Below are 17,910 nucleotides of genomic sequence, written 5' to 3' on the forward strand. Positions count from 1 at the left end.
GCGCTGCGGTTCTGCCGGTGGAGGAGCCTAACGGACCGGAGTGACAGCCGAAGAACGTTTCAACGCGGATCGGTGCCCCGACCCGACGGCGTGGTGGCGGAGTCCGGTCGCGAGCCGGCACGCCAACAGGGCGTCAAGGCCGTCACGGTGGCGGGCCCTGCGTGCTGCTCGCCGATCGTAGCGAGGAGCCCAACTCGGTGCGGGAGCGGACGCCGAGTTTGCGGTAGACACGCGTCAGCGCCGCCTCGATCGTCTTGACGCTCAGGAACATCTGCGTCGCCACCTCCTGATTGGTGGCCCCGTCACCGACCAGCCACGCGATCCGCTGCTCGTTGGCCGACAGCGCGGCGAAGCCCTCCGGGGTTCGAGTACCCGACGGGCCGCCCTCGACCCGTCCGCCACCGGAGGTGTCGAACTCCGCGAGGCTGCGCCCCGCCTGTTCGGCCCAGGGTCGGGCCTCGCAGCCGGTGAACAGCGTCAGCGCCTCGTGGACGGCTGCCCTGGCCGCCGCGTTACGTCGTCGTCCGCGCTCCACCCGAGCTCGTTCCAACAGGCAGTGTCCGGTCTCCAGCGGCTGGCCCAGAGCGGTGAAGCGGTCCGCGGCCGCGCCCAGGAAGTCCAGTGCGGCGTCCGGTTCGCCCCGTGCCAGCAGCAGCGCCGCCTCCGCCCGGTCCAGTTGTGCGGTGACTCCGACCCCGCGTGCGCGGTCCCCGACGGCCGTACGCGCCCGGGCCAACTCCGTCGCCGCGGCCTCCGGTTGGCCCAGCACCGCCAGGCCGGCCACCAGGTCGCCGTGCCAGCGCAGCGCCAGCGGCGAGTTGAGGCCCTGCTGCCGCTCCAACCGCTGTATCCGGCGCAACGAACCGACCCCGCCGCGCAGGTCGCCCGTACGCAGCAACGCCTGTGCGCGCACGTGCAGGTGGCGTCCGAGATAGATGGCGTCGCGTTCCTGCTCGGAGGCCCGGACGCCGCGTTCGGCGTAACCCAGGGCACGCTCGACGCTGCCGCCGGCGAGTTCTGCGACCGCGGCGCAGTGCCAGCCCGGGCCGGGGCTCAGCGACGCCTCCTCGGAGATCCGTACGGCCCGGTCGGCGAAGTCCAGCGCGTCCCGGCAACGGCCCATCCGCACGGACACCTCGGAGAGGCTGCGCAGCACCTGCACGATCTCCTCCCCGCAGCCACGCTCCACCAGCGCCAGCATCCGTAGGAGGTCGGCACGGGCGTCGGTGAGCCGGTCGTCGAACACGGCGAAGCGGGCGGCGAGGAACCGGGGGGCCGCGTGCAGCCAGCCGTTGAGCGGCGGTTCGGGCAGCCGCAGCGCACGGTCGAGCAGTGCGGTGTAGTCGTCCCGGCCCATCACCCGCGCCACGGTGGCCTTGCTGACCAGTGCCATCGCCTCACTGATGGGGTCGACGGCGGCGACCGAGTGCTCCAGCGCGCGATCGGCCTCGGTCTCACAGCGCTCCGGTTGCCCGTCGACGAGTGCGGACCAGGACAGCCGTACCAGCAGCGGCGCCATCAACGCGGGCTCCCCCTCGGCGTCCAGCAGGGCCGCGGCGAAGATCTCGTCCATCTCGGACAGCCCCTGGCCGGAGAGATCGATCAGGGCGATACGCACGCGTACCCGCTGGTGCCGGGCGGAGTCGGCGTCCAGCACGGCGTCCGCGGCGCGATGCACCAGCTCCGGCAGGCTCGCGCAGGCCCCGGCCTCGGCGGCGGCGACCAGCCACTCCAGCCGCTCGGCGGCAAGCTCCGTCGGCGTACGGTCGGCCGCCAGCAGATACAGCTCGGCGGCCATCCGGTGCGCGCCCTGCCGGGAGGCGGTCTCGGCGCTGGTGACCAGGGAACGGGCCAGCCCGTCGTCCGGTCCGGTGGCGGCCAGCGCGCGGTGTCGGATACGGCTTGCGGCGTCCGGCACGGCCGCTGCCAGCAGGGTGTGCGCCCGCAGGCGGTGCTCGGCGTCCGCCTGCTCGGCGAGTACGGTCGCCACGGCCGGCGGGGTGAAGTGGAGGCCGCCGGCTTCCTCGAGCAACAGTCCGGCGGCGGTGGCGAGTCGGATGTCCTCCTCGGCGGTCTCCCGCCCGGCACGGTGCAGCAGCTCGATGGTGGGGCGGGTCGCGCAGGCGGCGAGCAGCAGTGTTTCGACGGACCGGGTGGGAAGCGTGGCGACTCGTTCGCTGATCAGCGTGTGTACCCGCTGGGGCAGTGGCGCGGGGCGCCAGTGTCGGGGGATGCGGTCGGTGAACGCGCCGCCCAGGGCGAGAGCGAGCAGCGGGTTTCCGCCCGAGTCGGCGTGCAGCTTGTTGGCGATGCGGGCGGGCAGGCCGTACCGCTCGAAGAGTTCGGCCAGCGCCTCCGGTGGGAGCGGCGGCACGGGGAGCTGGACGGCGGTCGGGGTGGGTGCCCAGGGTGCGCCGCCCGAATGCGGAGGGGCTGGCTCCGGTGCGGCGGCGCGCGGGGAGGGGACAGCGGCGGTGCGCGGGGGCCGTTCCTCGTGCTGGTGCTGCGTGTCGTGCGGGGTGTGGCTGTTGGCGCGGCTGCGGGGGTGGGCGCCGCCGGTGGTCCGGGTGCTGTGCGTGTCGTGGCTGCCGTGGTTGGCGTGCGGCTTCGGTCCTTCCCGGCCGTTGCCTCGACCGCTCGTCAGGCCCGGTGCGGCGGGCCAGCGTCCCGCGATGACGGCTCGTACGCCCTGACCCGCGAGCCGACGGGTGGCGTACCGGATCGCGTCGACGGTGCCGTGGTCCAGCCACTGCGCGTCGTCGATGAGCAGCAGCACCGGGCTGGTCGCCGAGCAAGCCTCCAGCACCTCGTGGCATACGAGTTCGCGTACGCCCCGGGGCACCGCCGCGGAGCGGGCGGTGGCCGTGGCCGTGCTGGTGGCAGCTGCGCTGGCAGCGTCCGGGTCGGGGGCGCCGGTGCTGCCGGCGACGCTTCCGTCGGTTGAGGTTAACCGGACGGGCCGGTACCCGCGGTCCGAGGGGGCGCTGCCGGGCGGGTACGGCTCTCCGGCAGCGGGTGCGCAGGCGTGCACGGATCCGGACGGCGGGACGTATCCGGGCAGCCGCAGATCGCGCACTTCGGCGCGTCGTGCCTCGGGCAGGCCGCCCAACCGCTCCTCGGGGATCTGTCCCAACAGGTCGGCCAGACCCGCGTACGGAATCCAGCGCTCGGTCTCCACCCCGGTCGCGTGCAGGACGAGTTCACCACGGGAGCCCGCCGTCGTGCTGACTGCCTCCAGCACGGCCGTCTTCCCGATGCCGCTGGGGCCGGTCAGTACCACGCTGACGTTGGCGGCCAGTCGCGTCTCCACGGAGGCGAGCAGTGCCGTACGGCCGACCAGCTGGGGGTGACTGGTCAGCGATGGGGTCGTCCCAGCCGGTGTGCCGGCTGTGTTGGCCGCGGCGGTGCTGGACATGCCGGACGTGCCGGCCGCGTTGGTCGTGCCGGACGTGCCGAACCCGGCGCCTGGGGCGGCTGCGTACGGACTGTGCGGTGCGTCGTCGATGGCGATGGGTTCCCCCTCCGGAAGTGAGCGGGGCATCGCGCTGACCATAGCTATCCGGAATGCGGGACTCAATGGTCGCTCTGTAGTTTTTACTCAGTAGTAGGCCGTGCGGCGACGGGGGCGGGCGCCGGGTCAGCACTCGTCCACCCGTCGCCTCCAAACCGCTGGGCGAGTAGCGGGGGCTGGTGGCGAACCAGCACCCCGCTACTCACGGCGCGCCGGTCAGCTCACCACCCGCAGCAGCTGGTTCGGAGAACCGCTGCCGGGGTAGCCGACCGCACCGTCCACGGCGTCCGTCACCAGCTGGTCCCGGATCTGCCGCGGGGACCAGGAGGGATTCGCCCCGGCCAACAGCGCCGCCGCGCCGGCGACGTGTGGTGCGGCCATGGACGTACCGCTGATGGTGTTGCGGTCCGTGTCACTGCCGATCCAGGCCGAGGTGATGTTGCTGCCCGGGGCGAACAGGTCCAGACAGCGACCGTAGTTGGAGAAGGATGATCTGTTGTCATTGCGCTGGGTCGCGCCCACGGTGATCGCCTCGGGCACCCTGGCCGGCGAGCTGTTGCAGGCGTTGGTGTTCGCGTTGCCGGCGGCCACAGCGTAGGTCACGCCGGACCCGATGGACCGGGATACCGCCTGGTCCAGAGTGGCGGAGGCACCGCCACCCAGGCTCATGTTGGCGACCGACGGGCCGGTAGCGCGCTGCGTCACCCAGTCCACCCCGGCGACCACACCGGAGGTGGTACCGCTGCCCTGACAGTTGAGCACCTTGACGGCGACGAGCTGGGTCTGTTTGGCGACGCCGTAGTCCGTGCCGCCGGTGGTACCGGCGACGTGGGTACCGTGACCGTTGCAGTCGGTGTTGTTGCCGTCGACGGTGTTCGTGCCCCAGCTGGCCCGGCTGCCGAAGTCCTCATGGCTGACTCGGATCCCGGTGTCGATGACGTACGTGGTCACGCCCGAGGACGTCTCCGGATAGGTGTAGCGGCCGTCCAAGCCCGCCGTATCGACCCGATCCAACCCCCAGGACGGCGGGTTCGTCTGGGTCCCGAGCGCACGCATCCGCTGGTCGGCTTCCACGCGGGCGACGGACGGGTCGGCGGCGAGCGCACGCGCCGAGGTCTCGTCCGTCTCGACGGCGAAGCCGTTCAACGCCGCGGAATACACTCGGGTTACCTCGCCGCCGTACTCGGAGGCGAGGCCCTGGGAGCGTGCGGACACTCCGGCGGCGGAGAGTTCGCCGGTGTCCTCGAGAGTGACCACGTACTGCCCGTCGATTCGCTCCGGGCTCTCCGCCGCCAGAATCCGGCCCCGCTCAGCTGATTGCGGAGCGTCGGCGTGCGCCGGGCTGGCCATCGAAGCCCCGACGAGCATGGCGGCCACCGAGGTCGCGACGAGCGCGCTCTTGGCGATTAGGTGTCTTCGGATGGGGGTTGGCTGATACATGGCGTCTTCCTCACTTCGGATCGGTCATGTACGCGGTGTGGGGGGTGCGCCCCGGCGGCGGTACGAGGCCGTACGAACTGGCGTGCTCGCGGCTCGTGCCGGCCGCCGGTGATGACGTCCGGTCGGAGGGTGGGGGGTGTGGTGGCGCGTTGCGCTGGTGTCGGTGGTGACGAGGGGCTGTGGCGGAGTGGGCGGTGGTACGTCGTGCGGGGGGCTTGCGCTGCTGCTCCTCGTGAGTCCTCACGAACGCTGCGGTACGGACCCGGCGGTGTGGGGGGAACGCCCGGTGGGGGGCCGCCCGATGGCAGGTGCTGGTCGGGCACTGCCACCGGGCGGACAGGCGCCCGGGTGACGGCGTGGTCCCTCGGCCGGGAGGCGAGCCGACGACCATGGCCGGGCCGCCGTGTCCGTACCGCAGCGTGGCTGCGTACCGCTTGGGCTACTGCGAACCGCCCAGCGTCCACATGGCGTAGGCGATCGCGTCGGCGTTGCGGTCCAGCGCGGTGGTGTCGACGTTGGCCTTGTCGTCACAGGCCGAGTGGTAGCACGGGTCGTACGCCTCTCCTTCCGTGCCGCCCCAAAGCTCCGTCTCCTCGGCGGTCTTACGGCCCTCCGCGCCGGTGAACGTTCCGCCGGCCGCGATACCGGCCTGGATGAACGGCCCGTAGTCGCTGCGGCCGTCGAAGTCCGTGCCACGGGTGGCCACGTCGATCGAGCCGAAGTAGTCCTCGAGCACCTTCTCCATCTCGGCCGATCCGTCCGGGCCCGGGCCGGCGCCGGTGCCGTCGGAGTCGTCGCCGTCGTAGAGGAAGTAGCCGGCGTTGGGGGAGCCGATCATGTCGAAGTTGTAGTAGCCCGATATCTTGGTCCGCTCGGCCTCGGGCAGCTCGCTGACGTAGTGCTTCGAGCCGATCAGGCCCAGTTCCTCCGCGCCCCACCAGGCGAACCGCAGGTGCTTGTCCGGTTTGTGGTCACTGCGCGCGACCTCCAGGGCGACCTCGAGGATGCCCGCCGAGCCGGTGGCGTTGTCGTTGATACCGGCCCCACGACTGACGCTGTCCAGGTGTGCGCCGGCCATCAACACGTCGTCGGAGTTGCCGCCGGGCCAGTCGGCTATCAGGTTGTAGCCGGTCTCGCCGCCGGAGGTGAACTCCTGCACCTGCGTCTTGAAGCCGGCGTCATCCAACAAGCCCTTCACATAGTCGAGGGATGCCTTGTAACCAGCGGAGCCGTGCGCCCGGTTGCCGCCGTTCTGTTCGGCGATCTGCTGGAACTCGTTCAGGTGCCCCTGCACGTTCTCCAGGGAGATGTCCGGCGCGGCCGCGCTCGTCGACGACGTGGGGGCCGCGCTGGCGCTACCGCCGATGACGAGCGCGCCCGTCACGGACAGCGCGAGAGCCGCCGTGGTCGCGGCAACACGCTTGAGCATCCTGGTCTCCTTCCCCTTCCCGCACCGTCCGCCCGTCAGAGGCGGGGGCGTGGGCCCTGGTTGGTCCACATCGAGACTAGGGAGCCGGGCGATCGGGGGGAATTGGGGAAAACCCTTGTCGTGACCCTGAGTCAACCCTGAGCGGCACGTCCTCGCAGGTCACCCACCCTCCCTCAGCCGCCCCTTCTCGCTCCGGAATTCGCGCGCTCTGGCACCGGAGCAGATCCAGGACTGGCTGCGGATACTCGCCGATCACCTCAAGGCGAGTGTGCAGATCGGCAAGGCACCGTCACCGGACTCCCCACGGACACACTGGGAGTGGCACGCTCGCTTCCCGGAGCTGGGGCAGTTGCTAGTCGGCTGGTTCAGCCAGGACCTGCCGGACGAGTTCGACGACCTCGAGGCCGTCCTCACGGACTACCTGACCGGCACGGACCGCCACCTGGTCGCCCGATTGGCCGGGGAGCTGGCCGAACTCCTCGTGCTGGACCTGGAGGAGAGCGAGTACGCGCTCGCCCTCGCAGAACTCGGCGCCGAGGTGATCCGCCGCAGCCGTACTCGCACAGCGGCTGGCTCGCGCTGCTCGCTGGCCGACTCGCCGCGCCCCGTCCCGATACGGCCCGCCGTCGGCGGAGTGACCAAGCTCCCCGCAACCTTGGTGCGGCCCGGGATCAGCCGAAGAAGGCGGAGGCGAAGTAGAGGACGAAGCCCCACAGCGGCAGGACCAGGGCCACCAGCAAGCCGGCGAGGCAGCCCAGCCGGGTGAACCAGGTGTCGTCGGTGCCCTCCCTGTGCTGCCGCATGACCGGAGACTGTCACGTTCGGCGCGGGACAGCGAGCGCCGCCCCGAGCCCCGAGCCTCGTCCGCCTCAGCCCCCCGCCCCGTCCGCCTCGGCCGCCGCCTTGCCGCGCGCCAGCACCCGGTTGTATCCGAACTTCGAGCCGTCCAGGGCCGTTTGCTTCGCCTTCGCGTCGTCCTTGCCGGCCGGCTCGCCGTTGGTGTGCCCGGCGATGGTGAAGAAGGCGTAGCGCCCCAGCGCGTTGACGGTCGTACGACAGGTCACGGTGCGGCAGAAGCTCGGGACGTCGCCACCGGCGAGCGAGGTGACGTTCGGTCGGTAGCCGTCCTTCACGGCCGTGGCTCTCCCAGTTGAGTCGAAGACCGCGACGCCGAGCGTGAAGGCCAGCCCGTCCCGCTCGTACGTGGCGCGGAAGAGCCGCTGGCAGTCCTGCTCCCGCAGTACGGCACCCAGCCCCGACTGGGCGTTCGAGGCGCACTTCCGGGTGGCGTCGGTGGCGGCCCGGGTGTATTGCCTGCCGTTGACCAGCATCGACTCGTCCGGGAACAGCGTCTTCGCCGACAGCGGCGCGGTGTCCTTCTCCGGGCTGGCGAGATAGTCCTCCGGTGGTGCCTGCGGCCGGTCCTCCTCGAAGGTCGGCTCGGGCCCGCCGCCAGGGATGTCCTCTGGTTCCGGCAGCGTGTCCGACGGGCCGGGGGACGGGTCGTCGCCGCTCTCGTTGACCACCGCGACCGCGACGATGCTGGCCACGGCGACCGTGGCCAGCGCGCCTCCGCCGATCGCCAGCCAGCGCTTACGTCGCCGCTGCCGGCGTTCGGTGTCCGCGGCCAGCGCCGACCAGTCCGGGGTGCCGCCCCCGGGGCCCCATGGCGGGCCCCCCTGCCCAAAGCTCATGGCCGGTATCCTAGCTCGCTCCTTTCGGCCGGGAAGGCGCCGTGAGGACGCGCGACCGGGAGGTAGGCCACCGGGCGGAACCGGTGAGAACCGGGGCGAGCCGGCGGCGGACACGCGGCCCACGCGGCCGTGAAGCTCGTCCTACGGCCTGGCCGTTAGCCGTCCCGAAGCCGGACTACCGCGCGGTCGGTCGTAGGGTCGTGCTCCAACCTCACGTACTGGCCGAGGACGGCCAGGGCGACGAGGCAGGCGCTCATCTCCAAACCCTCCTCCACGATCGTTCCCAGCATGAGCGTGGTGCTGTGACCGTTCGCGTGCGCCCAGCCGTTGAACGTCTCGGTGAGCAGTGCCCCGCCCAGATACACCGCGAGTGCGCCCAGCAGCCCGTAGCGCAGGTCGCGTGGGAGCTTCCGAGCCCACAGCACTGCGCACCAGGTGCCCGCCGTCGCGAGGATCGCGCCGGGCAGCACCCAGGCATGCGTGGGCGGCGAGACTCCCGCCCACTCCTTCCACGACTGACCGACCTCGCCGAGGCGCTCGTGTAACGCGGCCGTCTCGTCCAGGCTGAGCAGCGCGGTGGCGGCGCCGAGGCCCAGCCAGGACATCCGCCCGGGGCGTGTGCCGGGCCCGCTGAGTAACGCGGCGGTAAGCGCCATGCCCGTCACGGCCAGCAGCAACGTGTTGTTCCACCAGGTGGCCAGGTTGGCCTCAAGGTCAACGTTCACCAACCTGCGGACGATCGGGATGGGGTCGTACCGGTTGTAGGCGCGGGTGGCGAGGTCGGCGACGAGCACGGTCGCGGTGGCACCCGTGGCGAGCCTCAGGACGCGATGGGTGGGCGGTCTCGCGGGCTCACCCCCGACGGGTCGGTCGTGGGTTCGATGTTCTGTCATGCACGCGGACGTTAGCGGTTCGATCATAGGACGAAGCGCCCGGGGTGTCCCGTATGGTGCACTGCCATCAGATCTCCCGTCACCGCGAGTACGGGGATGAAGTGGACCCACACGTCGGGCTGAAGAGGGAACCGCGCCGCCGGTGCTTCGCCTCCCGAGCGGGAAGGGGTCCGCCCAGTCGGAGCGAGGTCCTCAGAACTCGCTTGGCCCTGGCCGTGGACCCCGAGAGAATCCGGTCCCATGGGACATGTCGAGGCCGCGCATCTTGAGTACTTCCTGCCGGACGGGAGGGTGCTGCTGGGCGACGTGTCGTTCCGCGTCGGCGAGGGCACCGTCGCAGCCCTGGTGGGCGCGAACGGCGCCGGCAAGACCACCCTGCTGCGGCTGCTCGCCGGGGAGCTGAAGCCGGTCGGTGGCAGTGTGACGATCAGCGGCGGGCTGGGCGTGATGCGGCAGTTCGTCGGTTCCGTACGGGACGAGCGGACCGTACGGGACCTGCTGGTCTCGGTGGCGCCGCGGCGTGTCCAGAAGGCGGCGCGCGCGGTGGACGACGCCGAGCTGGCGATCATGACGCGGGACGACGAGGCCGCGCAGTTGCAGTACGCGCAGGCCCTCGCGGACTGGGCGGAGGCGCGCGGGTACGAGGCCGAGACGCTGTGGGACACCTGCACGGTGCAGGCGCTGGGGGTGCCGTACGAGAAGGCGCAGTGGCGACGGGTGCGCACCCTCTCCGGCGGCGAACAGAAGCGGCTCGTGCTGGAGGCGCTGCTGCGCGGCGGCGAGGAGGTGCTGCTGTTGGACGAGCCGGACAACTACCTGGACGTCCCCGGCAAGCGCTGGTTGGAGGAGCGGCTGCGGGAGACTCGGAAGACCGTGCTGTTCGTCTCGCACGACCGGGAGTTGCTGGCCCGGGCGCCGGACCGGATCGTGAGCGTGGAGCCGAGCCCCGCGGGCAGCGACGTGTGGGTGCACGGCGGTGGCTTCGGTACGTACCACGAGGCGCGGCGGGCGCGGTTCGCCCGCTTCGAGGAACTGCGGCGGCGCTGGGACGAACAGCACGGGCGGTTGAAGCAGCTGGTGAGGACGCTCAAACAGAAGGCGGCGTTCAACGACGACATGGCCTCCCGCTACCGCGCGGCGCAGACCCGGCTGCGCAAGTTCGAGGAGGCCGGGCCGCCCCAGGAGCCGCCGCGCGAGCAGGAGATCACCATGCGGCTGAAGGGCGGGCGTACGGGGGTGCGCGCGGTGACCTGTCAGGGACTGGAGCTGACCGGTCTGATGAAGCCCTTCGACCTGGAGGTCTTCTACGGCGAGCGGGTGGCCGTCCTGGGCTCGAACGGCTCCGGGAAGTCGCACTTCCTGCGGCTGCTCTCGGAGCGGGAACAGGACCAGCCGGCGGTCCCCGAGGAGCAGCGGGTGCCGCACGCCGGACGCTGGAAGCTTGGCGCGCGGGTGGTGCCCGGGCACTTCGCGCAGACGCACGCCCATCCCGAGCTGGCGGGTCGTACCCTGCTCGACATCCTGTGGAAGGAGCACGCGAAGGACCGAGGGGCGGCGGTGAGCGCGCTGCGCCGGTACGAGCTGACGCGGCAGGCGGAGCAGCCGTTCGACCAGTTGTCGGGCGGGCAGCAGGCCCGCTTCCAGATCATGCTGCTGGAGCTGGCGGGGAGTACGGCGCTGCTGCTGGACGAGCCCACCGACAACCTGGACCTGGAGAGCGCGGAGGCCCTGCAAGAGGGGCTGGAGGCGTACGAGGGCACGGTGCTCGCGGTGACGCACGACCGCTGGTTCGCCCGGTCCTTCGACCGCTTCCTGGTGTTCGGCGCGGACGGGCGGGTGCGGGAGACCGCGGAGCCGGTCTGGGACGAGGGGCGGGTGGCCCGCGCGCGGTAGCTGGCGGGCGAGTGCGGCGTCGAGGAGCGTCGGCATCGGGTACGAGCGACCGGCGGCGAGCCGAGCATGTGCGGCACCCGCTTTTGACCGCGCTTCGGCGTGCCGGTAAGCTCCTGGATCGTTGTGTGTATTGGCTTTCTCATTCTCACGTGAGGGGCTCTTACACCGGCCCACTGGCTGATGACCAGTGACCAGCACTCGGTTGCGTCGCCGAGGTGCGGTCTGCGCTGTCGTGATCTGTCAGGTGGCCTTGTCAGGACCCCACTCCCGGGCCCGCGTGGCGCGGGGGAGACCCACTCACCGAAGAAGCGAAGGCTACGACCGTGCGTACGTTCAGCCCCAAGCCCGGCGATGTCCAGCGCCAGTGGCACGTCATCGACGCCCAGGACGTCGTCCTGGGCCGTCTGGCAAGTCAGGCCGCCACCCTTCTGCGGGGTAAGCACAAGCCGGTGTACGCGCCGCACGTTGACACTGGCGACTTCGTCGTCATCATCAACGCCGACAAGGTGCACCTGTCCGGAAACAAGCGGACCCAGAAGATGGCGTACCGGCACTCCGGCTACCCGGGCGGCCTGCGGTCCGTCCGCTATGACGAGCTGCTGGAGAAGAACCCGGAGAAGGCCGTCGAGAAGGCCATCAAGGGCATGCTCCCGAAGAACACGCTGGGCCGCCAGATGCTCTCCAAGCTGAAGGTGTACTCGGGTGAGCACCACCCGCACTCCGCCCAGCAGCCCGTGCCGTATGAGATCAGCCAGGTCGCGCAGTAAGTCCGGCCACCCCCAAGACGTAGAGAATTCCGAGGAGAACTCGTGGCCGAGACCACCGCTGAGACCCCCGTCGACGCAGCCGTCGCCGAGGACGTCCAGGAGTACACGACCGAGACCCCCGAGGCTCCGGAGGAGTTCACCTCCGAGTCGCTGGCGTCCCGGTTCGGCGACCCGCAGCCGGCCGCCGGCACCGGTCGCCGTAAGAACGCCATCGCCCGCGTCCGGATCATCCCGGGCAGCGGCAAGTGGAAGATCAACGGGCGCACGCTCGAGGGTTACTTCCCGAACAAGGTGCACCAGCAGGAAGTCAACGAGCCCTTCCGGGTGCTCGAACTCGACGAGCGCTACGACATCGTCGCCCGGATCTCGGGCGGCGGCATCTCCGGCCAGGCTGGCGCGCTGCGCCTGGGTGTGGCCCGCGCGCTCAACGAGGCGGACGTGGACAACAACCGCGGCCCGCTCAAGAAGGCCGGCTTCCTCACCCGGGACTCCCGTGGTGTGGAGCGCAAGAAGGCCGGTCTGAAGAAGGCCCGTAAGGGCACGCAGTACAGCAAGCGCTGACGCCGGCGCCGGCTGGCGGCACGCGCCGCCGCCGCACGCTGTCTTGTGGTGGACGCCCCGGTGACACGGTTCCGTGTCACCGGGGCGTTCGCTCTGTACGTTGAGTTGAACGAAAGCTGGGTTCTCGCGGCGAGATGAGCCGTCCCCGGCACGATGCGGAGGAACGACCAGTGGCACGACTCTTCGGTACGGACGGCGTGCGCGGTGTCGCCGGCGGCACGCTCACACCCGAGCTGACCCTCGGCCTGTCGGTGGCCGCCGCTCACGTGCTCGCCGGGACGGGCGCCGCCGCGGACGGGCACCGTCCGACGGCGGTGGTGGGGCGGGACCCGCGCGCCTCGGGCGAGTTCCTGGAGGCCGCCGTCGTCGCCGGGCTGGCCAGCGCGGGGGTGGACGTCCTGCGTGCCGGTGTGCTGCCGACGCCGGCCGTGGCCTACCTGACGGGCTCGCTCGGCGCGGACCTGGGCGTGATGCTCTCCGCCAGTCACAATCCGATGCCGGACAACGGCATCAAGTTCATCGCCCGCGGCGGCCACAAGCTCGCCGACGAGCTGGAGGACCAGATCGAGGAGGCGTACCACGCGCACGCCGCCGGGCAGCCCTGGGACCGTCCGACCGCCGCCGGGGTGGGCCGGGTACGGGACTACGACGAGGGCTTCGACAACTACGTCGCCCACCTGATGGGCGTGCTTCCCAACCGTCTGGACGGCCTGACCGTGGTCATCGACGGGGCGAACGGCGCCGCGGCGCGGGTCTCCCCGGAGGCGTTCGCCCGGGCCGGTGCGGAGGTGGTCAGCATCTGCACCGAGCCGGACGGGCTCAACATCAACGACAACTGCGGATCCACGCATCTGGAGGGCCTGCGGGCGGCGGTGGTCGCGCACGGTGCGGACCTCGGGGTGGCGCACGACGGCGACGCGGACCGCTGCCTGGCGGTGGACGCTGACGGCAACGAGATCGACGGTGACCAGATCCTGGCCGTGCTCGCGACCGGCATGAAGGAGGCCGGGACGCTGCGGAAGAACACCGTGGTGGCCACCGTGATGTCCAACCTGGGTTTCAAGCTCGCGATGCGGCGGGAGGGCGTCGAACTGCTGCAGACCGCCGTCGGTGACCGCTATGTGCTGGAGGAGATGAAGCACGGCGGCTACTCGCTCGGCGGCGAGCAGTCCGGCCATGTCATCGCGCTGGATCACGCCACCACCGGGGACGGCACCCTGACCGGCCTGCTGTTGGCCGCGCGGGTCGCGAAGACCGGCCGGAGCCTGGCGGACCTCGCGGGCGTGATGGAGCGGCTTCCGCAGGTGCTGATCAATGTGCCGGACGTGGACAAGTCCCGGGTGGCCACCTCCGCCGAGCTGGCCACCGCAGTCTCCGACGCGGAGCGCGAACTGGGCGAGACCGGCCGGGTGCTGCTGCGTTCCTCCGGCACGGAGCCGCTCGTACGGGTGATGGTGGAGGCGGCGGAGACGGAGCTGGCGCGCTCGGTGGCGGACCGGCTGGCGGACGTGGTCAAACGGGTCCTGGGCTGACCACGCGCGGCGGGTCGTCCGTCCCGGGCGTCCGGGCGCGGGCCGGGAGCAGGAGTGGGCCGGCCGGCTGCGGTCGGGCGTGCTGACCTGGGACCCGAACGGGCGGGCGGCCCCGGCCGGAAGCGTCAGAGCTTCCGCAGGGACAGCCGCTCCACCCGGTGCTCCGGCCCCTTGTGCAGTTGCAGCGTCGCGCGGCCCCGGGTCGGCGCGATGTTCTGGCGCAGGTTGGGCTGGTTGATGGTGCGCCAGGTGTTGCGCGCGTACTCCATCGCCTGCTCCTCGCTGACCTCGGTGTACTTGCGGAAGTACGAGGCCGGGTCCTGGAAGGCGGTCGCGCGCAGCTGCCGGAAGCGGTCCAGGTACCAGTCGCGGATGTCATCCGTACGCGCGTCGACGTACACCGAGAAGTCGAAGTAGTCCGACAGCGCCAGCCGCCCGCGTCCGTCCGTGCCCGGGAGCGCGGGTTGCAGGACGTTCAGCCCCTCCACGATCAGGATGTCGGGCTGGTGCACCACCAGCCGCTCCCCGGGCACGATGTCGTAGATCAGGTGCGAGTACACCGGCGCGGACACCTCGTCGGCGCCGGACTTGATGGCCGCGACGAACCGGGTGAGCGCCCGGCGGTCGTACGACTCCGGGAAGCCCTTACGGGACATGAGCCCCCGGCGGCGCAGCTCCGCGTTCGGATACAGGAAGCCGTCCGTGGTGACCAGCTCCACCCTTGGGTGCTCCGGCCAGCGCGCGAGCAGCGCCCTTAGCAACCGGGCCACGGTGGACTTGCCGACCGCCACGCTTCCCGCGACGCCTATGACGAACGGTGTGCCCTGCTGCGGCCCGTCTCCCTCACCGGCATCTCCCAGGAAGGTGTTCAACGCGCTGCGCAGGCCGTGCGTCGCGCCGACGTAGAGGTTCAGCAGCCTGGACAGCGGGAGGTACACCTCGCGCACCTCCTCCAGGGTGATCACGTCGCCGAGCCCGCGCAGCCGCTCCACCTCGGTCGCCGTGAGCGGCAGTGGAGTGCGCTCCCGCAGCGCGCTCCACTCGGCGCGGGACAGGTCGACGTACGGCTTGGCCGTACGCGCCGTCCGCGCGTTCCTTCCCGTACCGGTGGTCCGCTTCCCCGCTGCGTTGACTGTCACGGCTCCATTCTGCGGCGACTGGCTCGGACGTACGTTCGTCGGGGTGCGTAACCGGAAGGACAGCTGGGGGTTGTGAAGGTGCTCGGCCGCTACTAAACAGGCTTTTCACATGATGCGCACAAGCCTCAGGGGACGACATGATCTCGTGGATATCCGGTGCCCGACTGCGGCACCGCAGGCCGGGGCGTGGTCTGTCCGCCCGGCGTTCGGCGCTGGCGCGCGGCCTCGCCTCGCGTACGCGAGCCCGTACGGGCCCGGCCGTCGGCACCGGTCGGGGCGTGGGTCGTACGGGGGCGGGGTGGCCGGGTCGGGCACACGACGAGGTCAGCGCCGAACTGCCGGACGAGGACCTGGCCGACGACCTGGGCGAGACGCTGGAACAGTACGTCGAGGGCAGCAAGCCGCGCTGTGAGGAGGCGGAGTACCTCGAGCTGCTCCGGGAGGCGATGGAGCGCTTCGACCGGGAGCGCTGAGTCGCGCCCCCGCGCGCTCCCGTACGCTCGGCTCACGGGGCTCACCAGCACACACGGCCCGTACGGCTCGCACCGCCCGCACTCCTCCGGGTGGCCGCCCGTACGGAAGAGGCCGGATGGACGCGGCTGCTCCGGGCCAGCGCTGGCTCTGCGGCAACTGACCCCGCGTGTAGTAGCGTCTGACGCCGCAGGTCAGCCGCCATGAAGGGGTTTCGTATGTGCGGAATCGTCGGTTACGTGGGAGGGCGCAACGCCCTCGATGTCGTCATGGCCGGCCTCCGGAGACTGGAGTACCGGGGCTACGACTCCGCTGGAGTGGCGGTGCTCGCGGACGGTGGGATGGCCGCGAGTCGGAAGGCGGGCAAGCTCGCCAACCTGGAGAAGGAGCTGGCCGAACACCCGCTGCCAAGCGGCCAGACCGGTATCGGGCACACCCGCTGGGCCACGCACGGCGCGCCCACCGACCAGAACGCCCACCCGCACCTGGACAACTCCGGCCGGGTCGCGGTCGTCCACAACGGCATCATCGAGAACTACGCCGAGCTACGCGCCGAACTCGCCGACCGGGGACACGAGCTGACCTCGGAGACCGACACCGAGGTCGTCGCCCACCTGCTCGCCGAGTGCTTCTCCGCCACCGGTGACCTGGCCGAGGCGATGCGCCAGGTGTGCCGCCGGCTGGCCGGCGCCTTCACTCTGGTCGCCGTCGCCGTGGACGATCCGGACGTAGTGGTCGGCGCCCGACGCAACTCGCCGCTGGTGGTCGGGGTCGGGGACGGCGAACACTTCCTGGCCTCCGACGTCGCCGCGTTCATCGCGCACACCAGAGAGGCCATCGAGCTGGGCCAGGACCAGGTGGTGGAGCTGCGTACGGGCGGCGCGCGGGTCACGGACTTCGCCGGAGCGCCGGCCGAGGTGCGGACGTACCACGTCGACTGGGACGCCTCGGCCGCCGAGAAGAGCGGCTACGACTACTTCATGCTCAAGGAGATCGCCGAGCAGCCACGCGCGGTCGCGGACACCCTGCTGGGCCGGATCGACGCGGCCGGCTCGCTCACCCTGGACGAGGTGCGCATCCCGGACTCGGAGCTGCGGGAGGTCGACAAGGTGGTGATAGTCGCCTGCGGTACGGCCTATCACGCCGGCATGATCGCGAAGTACGCCATCGAGCACTGGACGCGTACGCCCTGTGAGACGGAGCTGGCCAGCGAGTTCCGCTATCGCGACCCGATCCTGGACAACCGCACGCTGGTGATCGCCGTCAGCCAGTCCGGCGAGACCATGGACACCCTGATGGCACTGCGGCACGCGCGCGAGCAGGGCGCGAAGGTGCTGGCGATCTGCAACACCAATGGTTCGACGATCCCCCGCGAGTCGGACGCCGTGCTGTACACGCACGCGGGGCCGGAGACCGCGGTCGCCTCGACGAAGGCGTTCCTCACGCAGTTGGTGGCCTGTTACCTGGTGGCGTTGTATCTGGGGCAGGTACGCGGCACCAAGTGGGGCGACGAGGTCGGTGCCGTGATCCGGGAGCTGTCCGAGATCGGTACGCAGGTGGAACAGGTGCTGGCGACCATGGAGCCGGTACGTGAGCTGGCCCGTGGGCTGGCGGACAAGAACACGGTGCTGTTCCTGGGCCGGCACGTGGGCTACCCGGTCGCGCTGGAGGGCGCGCTGAAGCTCAAGGAGCTGGCGTACATGCACGCCGAGGGTTTCGCGGCGGGCGAGCTGAAGCACGGCCCCATCGCCCTGATCGAGCAGGACGTGCCGGTGGTGGTGGTCGTCCCGGCGCCGCGTGGCCGGTCGGTGCTGCACGACAAGATCGTCTCCAACATCCAGGAGATCCGCGCCCGTGGCGCCCGTACGATCGTGATCGCCGAGGAGGGTGACGCGACGGTCCGCCCGTACGCGGATCACCTCATCGAGATCCCGGCCACCCCGACCCTGTTGCAGCCGGTGGTGGCCACCGTGCCGCTGCAGGTCTTCGCCTGCGAACTGGCCACGGCACGCGGCAACGAGGTCGACCAGCCACGGAACCTCGCCAAGTCGGTGACGGTGGAGTGAGCCGGAGGCGTACGGGCCGTGCCGGTACCAATGCCGGGTTCGGTTTCGCGGCGGGCGCCGGCGCCGGTGTGGGTGAGGCGGCGCGGTGATCGTCGGGGTGGGGATCGACGTCGCCGAGGTCGACCGGTTCGCAGAGGCACTGGGGCGTACGCCACGGCTGGCCGACCGGCTCTTCGTCCCGGCCGAGCTGTGGCTGCCGGGTGGGGAGCGGCGCGGTGCGGCGTCCCTCGCCGCCCGGTTCGCCGCGAAGGAGGCGCTGGCCAAGGCCCTGGGCGCGCCGCGTGGGCTGCGCTGGACGGATGCCGAGGTGGTGTCCGAGGACTCCGGCCGGCCACGGCTGGTGGTGCGCGGCACCGTCGCGGAACGGGCCACGACGCTCGGCGTCACCACCTGGCACGTCTCGCTGAGCCACGACGCCGGGGTCGCCTCGGCGGTGGTCATCGCGGAGCGCTGACCAGCGGGACATACGGAACATGCGGGATGCGGGGTGTGCGGGCGGGTGCACTCAACGGGC

14 protein-coding genes and 1 pseudogene are annotated in these 17,910 nt (G+C 71.3%); 8 read left to right on the forward strand and 7 right to left on the reverse strand.

What is annotated here, in order from left to right; translation table 11 throughout:
* Positions 1-142: 142 nt before the first annotated feature.
* From AN216_RS11475 to AN216_RS11485, 3 genes are all read right to left on the reverse strand, one after another.
* Complete coding sequence (locus AN216_RS11475; protein ID WP_170843094.1) at positions 143-3,541, reverse strand: helix-turn-helix transcriptional regulator; 3,399 nt, start codon at positions 3,539-3,541, stop codon at positions 143-145.
* A gap of 186 nt (positions 3,542-3,727) precedes the next feature.
* Positions 3,728-4,951, reverse strand: coding sequence for a S8 family peptidase (locus tag AN216_RS11480; RefSeq protein ID WP_070196556.1), 1,224 nt, complete (start codon positions 4,949-4,951; stop codon positions 3,728-3,730).
* A gap of 439 nt (positions 4,952-5,390) precedes the next feature.
* Entirely contained in the window at positions 5,391-6,380 is a 990-nt protein-coding gene (locus AN216_RS11485; protein ID WP_070196557.1) for a M28 family metallopeptidase, read from the reverse strand.
* A gap of 268 nt (positions 6,381-6,648) precedes the next feature.
* Here AN216_RS11485 and AN216_RS30855 point away from each other — a divergent pair.
* Positions 6,649-6,861, forward strand: a pseudogene (locus AN216_RS30855) (contact-dependent growth inhibition system immunity protein); the annotation flags it as partial.
* Between the two features lie 190 nt (positions 6,862-7,051).
* On the opposite strand, the gene AN216_RS30680 reads toward AN216_RS30855, so the two are convergent.
* The 3 genes from AN216_RS30680 to AN216_RS11495 form a co-directional block, all read right to left on the reverse strand.
* On the reverse strand, positions 7,052-7,183 hold the full coding sequence (locus AN216_RS30680; protein ID WP_275522242.1) for a hypothetical protein: 132 nt from the start codon (positions 7,181-7,183) through the stop codon (positions 7,052-7,054).
* Positions 7,184-7,249: 66 nt separating this feature from the next.
* The gene (locus AN216_RS11490; RefSeq protein ID WP_170843095.1) at positions 7,250-8,074 is read right to left on the reverse strand and encodes a hypothetical protein; all 825 of its coding nucleotides are present in this window, start codon (positions 8,072-8,074) and stop codon (positions 7,250-7,252) included.
* A gap of 155 nt (positions 8,075-8,229) precedes the next feature.
* Positions 8,230-8,967, reverse strand: coding sequence for a hypothetical protein (locus tag AN216_RS11495; RefSeq protein WP_070196558.1), 738 nt, complete (start codon positions 8,965-8,967; stop codon positions 8,230-8,232).
* Positions 8,968-9,207: 240 nt separating this feature from the next.
* Between AN216_RS11495 and AN216_RS11500 the strand changes: the two genes are divergently transcribed.
* The 4 genes from AN216_RS11500 (at position 9,208) to glmM (ending at position 13,720) form a co-directional block, all read left to right on the forward strand.
* A complete protein-coding gene (locus AN216_RS11500) occupies positions 9,208-10,860 on the forward strand; it encodes an ABC-F family ATP-binding cassette domain-containing protein (protein WP_070196559.1) in 1,653 nt (550 codons plus the stop codon).
* A 323-nt stretch (positions 10,861-11,183) separates the two neighbouring features.
* On the forward strand, positions 11,184-11,627 hold the full coding sequence (gene rplM, locus AN216_RS11505) for a 50S ribosomal protein L13 (protein WP_070196560.1): 444 nt from the start codon (positions 11,184-11,186) through the stop codon (positions 11,625-11,627).
* 42 nt (positions 11,628-11,669) lie between these two features.
* Positions 11,670-12,188 (forward strand): 30S ribosomal protein S9, encoded by a 519-nt coding sequence (gene rpsI / locus AN216_RS11510; RefSeq protein WP_070196561.1) that lies wholly within the window; start codon positions 11,670-11,672, stop codon positions 12,186-12,188.
* Between the two features lie 170 nt (positions 12,189-12,358).
* Positions 12,359-13,720: a phosphoglucosamine mutase gene (gene glmM, locus AN216_RS11515; RefSeq protein WP_070196562.1), complete on the forward strand. Its 1,362-nt coding sequence runs from the start codon at positions 12,359-12,361 to the stop codon at positions 13,718-13,720.
* Positions 13,721-13,845: 125 nt separating this feature from the next.
* Here glmM and coaA read toward each other — a convergent pair whose 3' ends face one another.
* Positions 13,846-14,859: a type I pantothenate kinase gene (coaA, locus tag AN216_RS11520; RefSeq protein ID WP_079166489.1), complete on the reverse strand. Its 1,014-nt coding sequence runs from the start codon at positions 14,857-14,859 to the stop codon at positions 13,846-13,848.
* Positions 14,860-14,996: 137 nt separating this feature from the next.
* Between coaA and AN216_RS30170 the strand changes: the two genes are divergently transcribed.
* The 3 genes from AN216_RS30170 to AN216_RS11535 all read left to right on the forward strand — a co-directional run bounded on the left by AN216_RS30170 (position 14,997) and on the right by AN216_RS11535 (position 17,850).
* Positions 14,997-15,332: a hypothetical protein gene (locus tag AN216_RS30170; RefSeq protein ID WP_244502424.1), complete on the forward strand. Its 336-nt coding sequence runs from the start codon at positions 14,997-14,999 to the stop codon at positions 15,330-15,332.
* Between the two features lie 216 nt (positions 15,333-15,548).
* Positions 15,549-17,396 carry a glutamine--fructose-6-phosphate transaminase (isomerizing) gene (gene glmS, locus AN216_RS11530; protein WP_070196563.1) on the forward strand — a complete coding sequence of 616 codons (1,848 nt, stop codon included), beginning with the start codon at positions 15,549-15,551 and terminating at the stop codon, positions 17,394-17,396.
* 85 nt (positions 17,397-17,481) lie between these two features.
* Positions 17,482-17,850, forward strand: a complete 369-nt coding sequence (locus AN216_RS11535; protein WP_070196564.1) for a holo-ACP synthase — start codon at positions 17,482-17,484, stop codon at positions 17,848-17,850.
* Positions 17,851-17,910: the final 60 nt, after the last annotated feature.

Source organism: Streptomyces oceani (assembly GCF_001751245.1).
GTDB classification, from domain to species: domain Bacteria; phylum Actinomycetota; class Actinomycetes; order Streptomycetales; family Streptomycetaceae; genus Streptomyces; species Streptomyces oceani.

Bases quoted from the DNA above. Each gene is read 5' to 3' on its own strand.
- AN216_RS11490 (WP_170843095.1), bottom strand. From the start codon at position 8,074: ATGAGCTTTGGGCAGGGGGGCCCGCCATGGGGCCCCGGGGGCGGCACC.
- AN216_RS30170 (WP_244502424.1), top strand. From the start codon at position 14,997: ATGATCTCGTGGATATCCGGTGCCCGACTGCGGCACCGCAGGCCGGGG.
- AN216_RS11485 (WP_070196557.1), bottom strand. From the start codon at position 6,380: ATGCTCAAGCGTGTTGCCGCGACCACGGCGGCTCTCGCGCTGTCCGTG.
- AN216_RS11480 (WP_070196556.1), bottom strand. From the start codon at position 4,951: ATGTATCAGCCAACCCCCATCCGAAGACACCTAATCGCCAAGAGCGCG.
- glmS (WP_070196563.1), top strand. From the start codon at position 15,549: ATGTGCGGAATCGTCGGTTACGTGGGAGGGCGCAACGCCCTCGATGTC.
- AN216_RS11500 (WP_070196559.1), top strand. From the start codon at position 9,208: ATGGGACATGTCGAGGCCGCGCATCTTGAGTACTTCCTGCCGGACGGG.
- AN216_RS11495 (WP_070196558.1), bottom strand. From the start codon at position 8,967: ATGACAGAACATCGAACCCACGACCGACCCGTCGGGGGTGAGCCCGCG.
- AN216_RS11475 (WP_170843094.1), bottom strand. From the start codon at position 3,541: ATGCCCCGCTCACTTCCGGAGGGGGAACCCATCGCCATCGACGACGCA.
- AN216_RS30680 (WP_275522242.1), bottom strand. From the start codon at position 7,183: ATGCGGCAGCACAGGGAGGGCACCGACGACACCTGGTTCACCCGGCTG.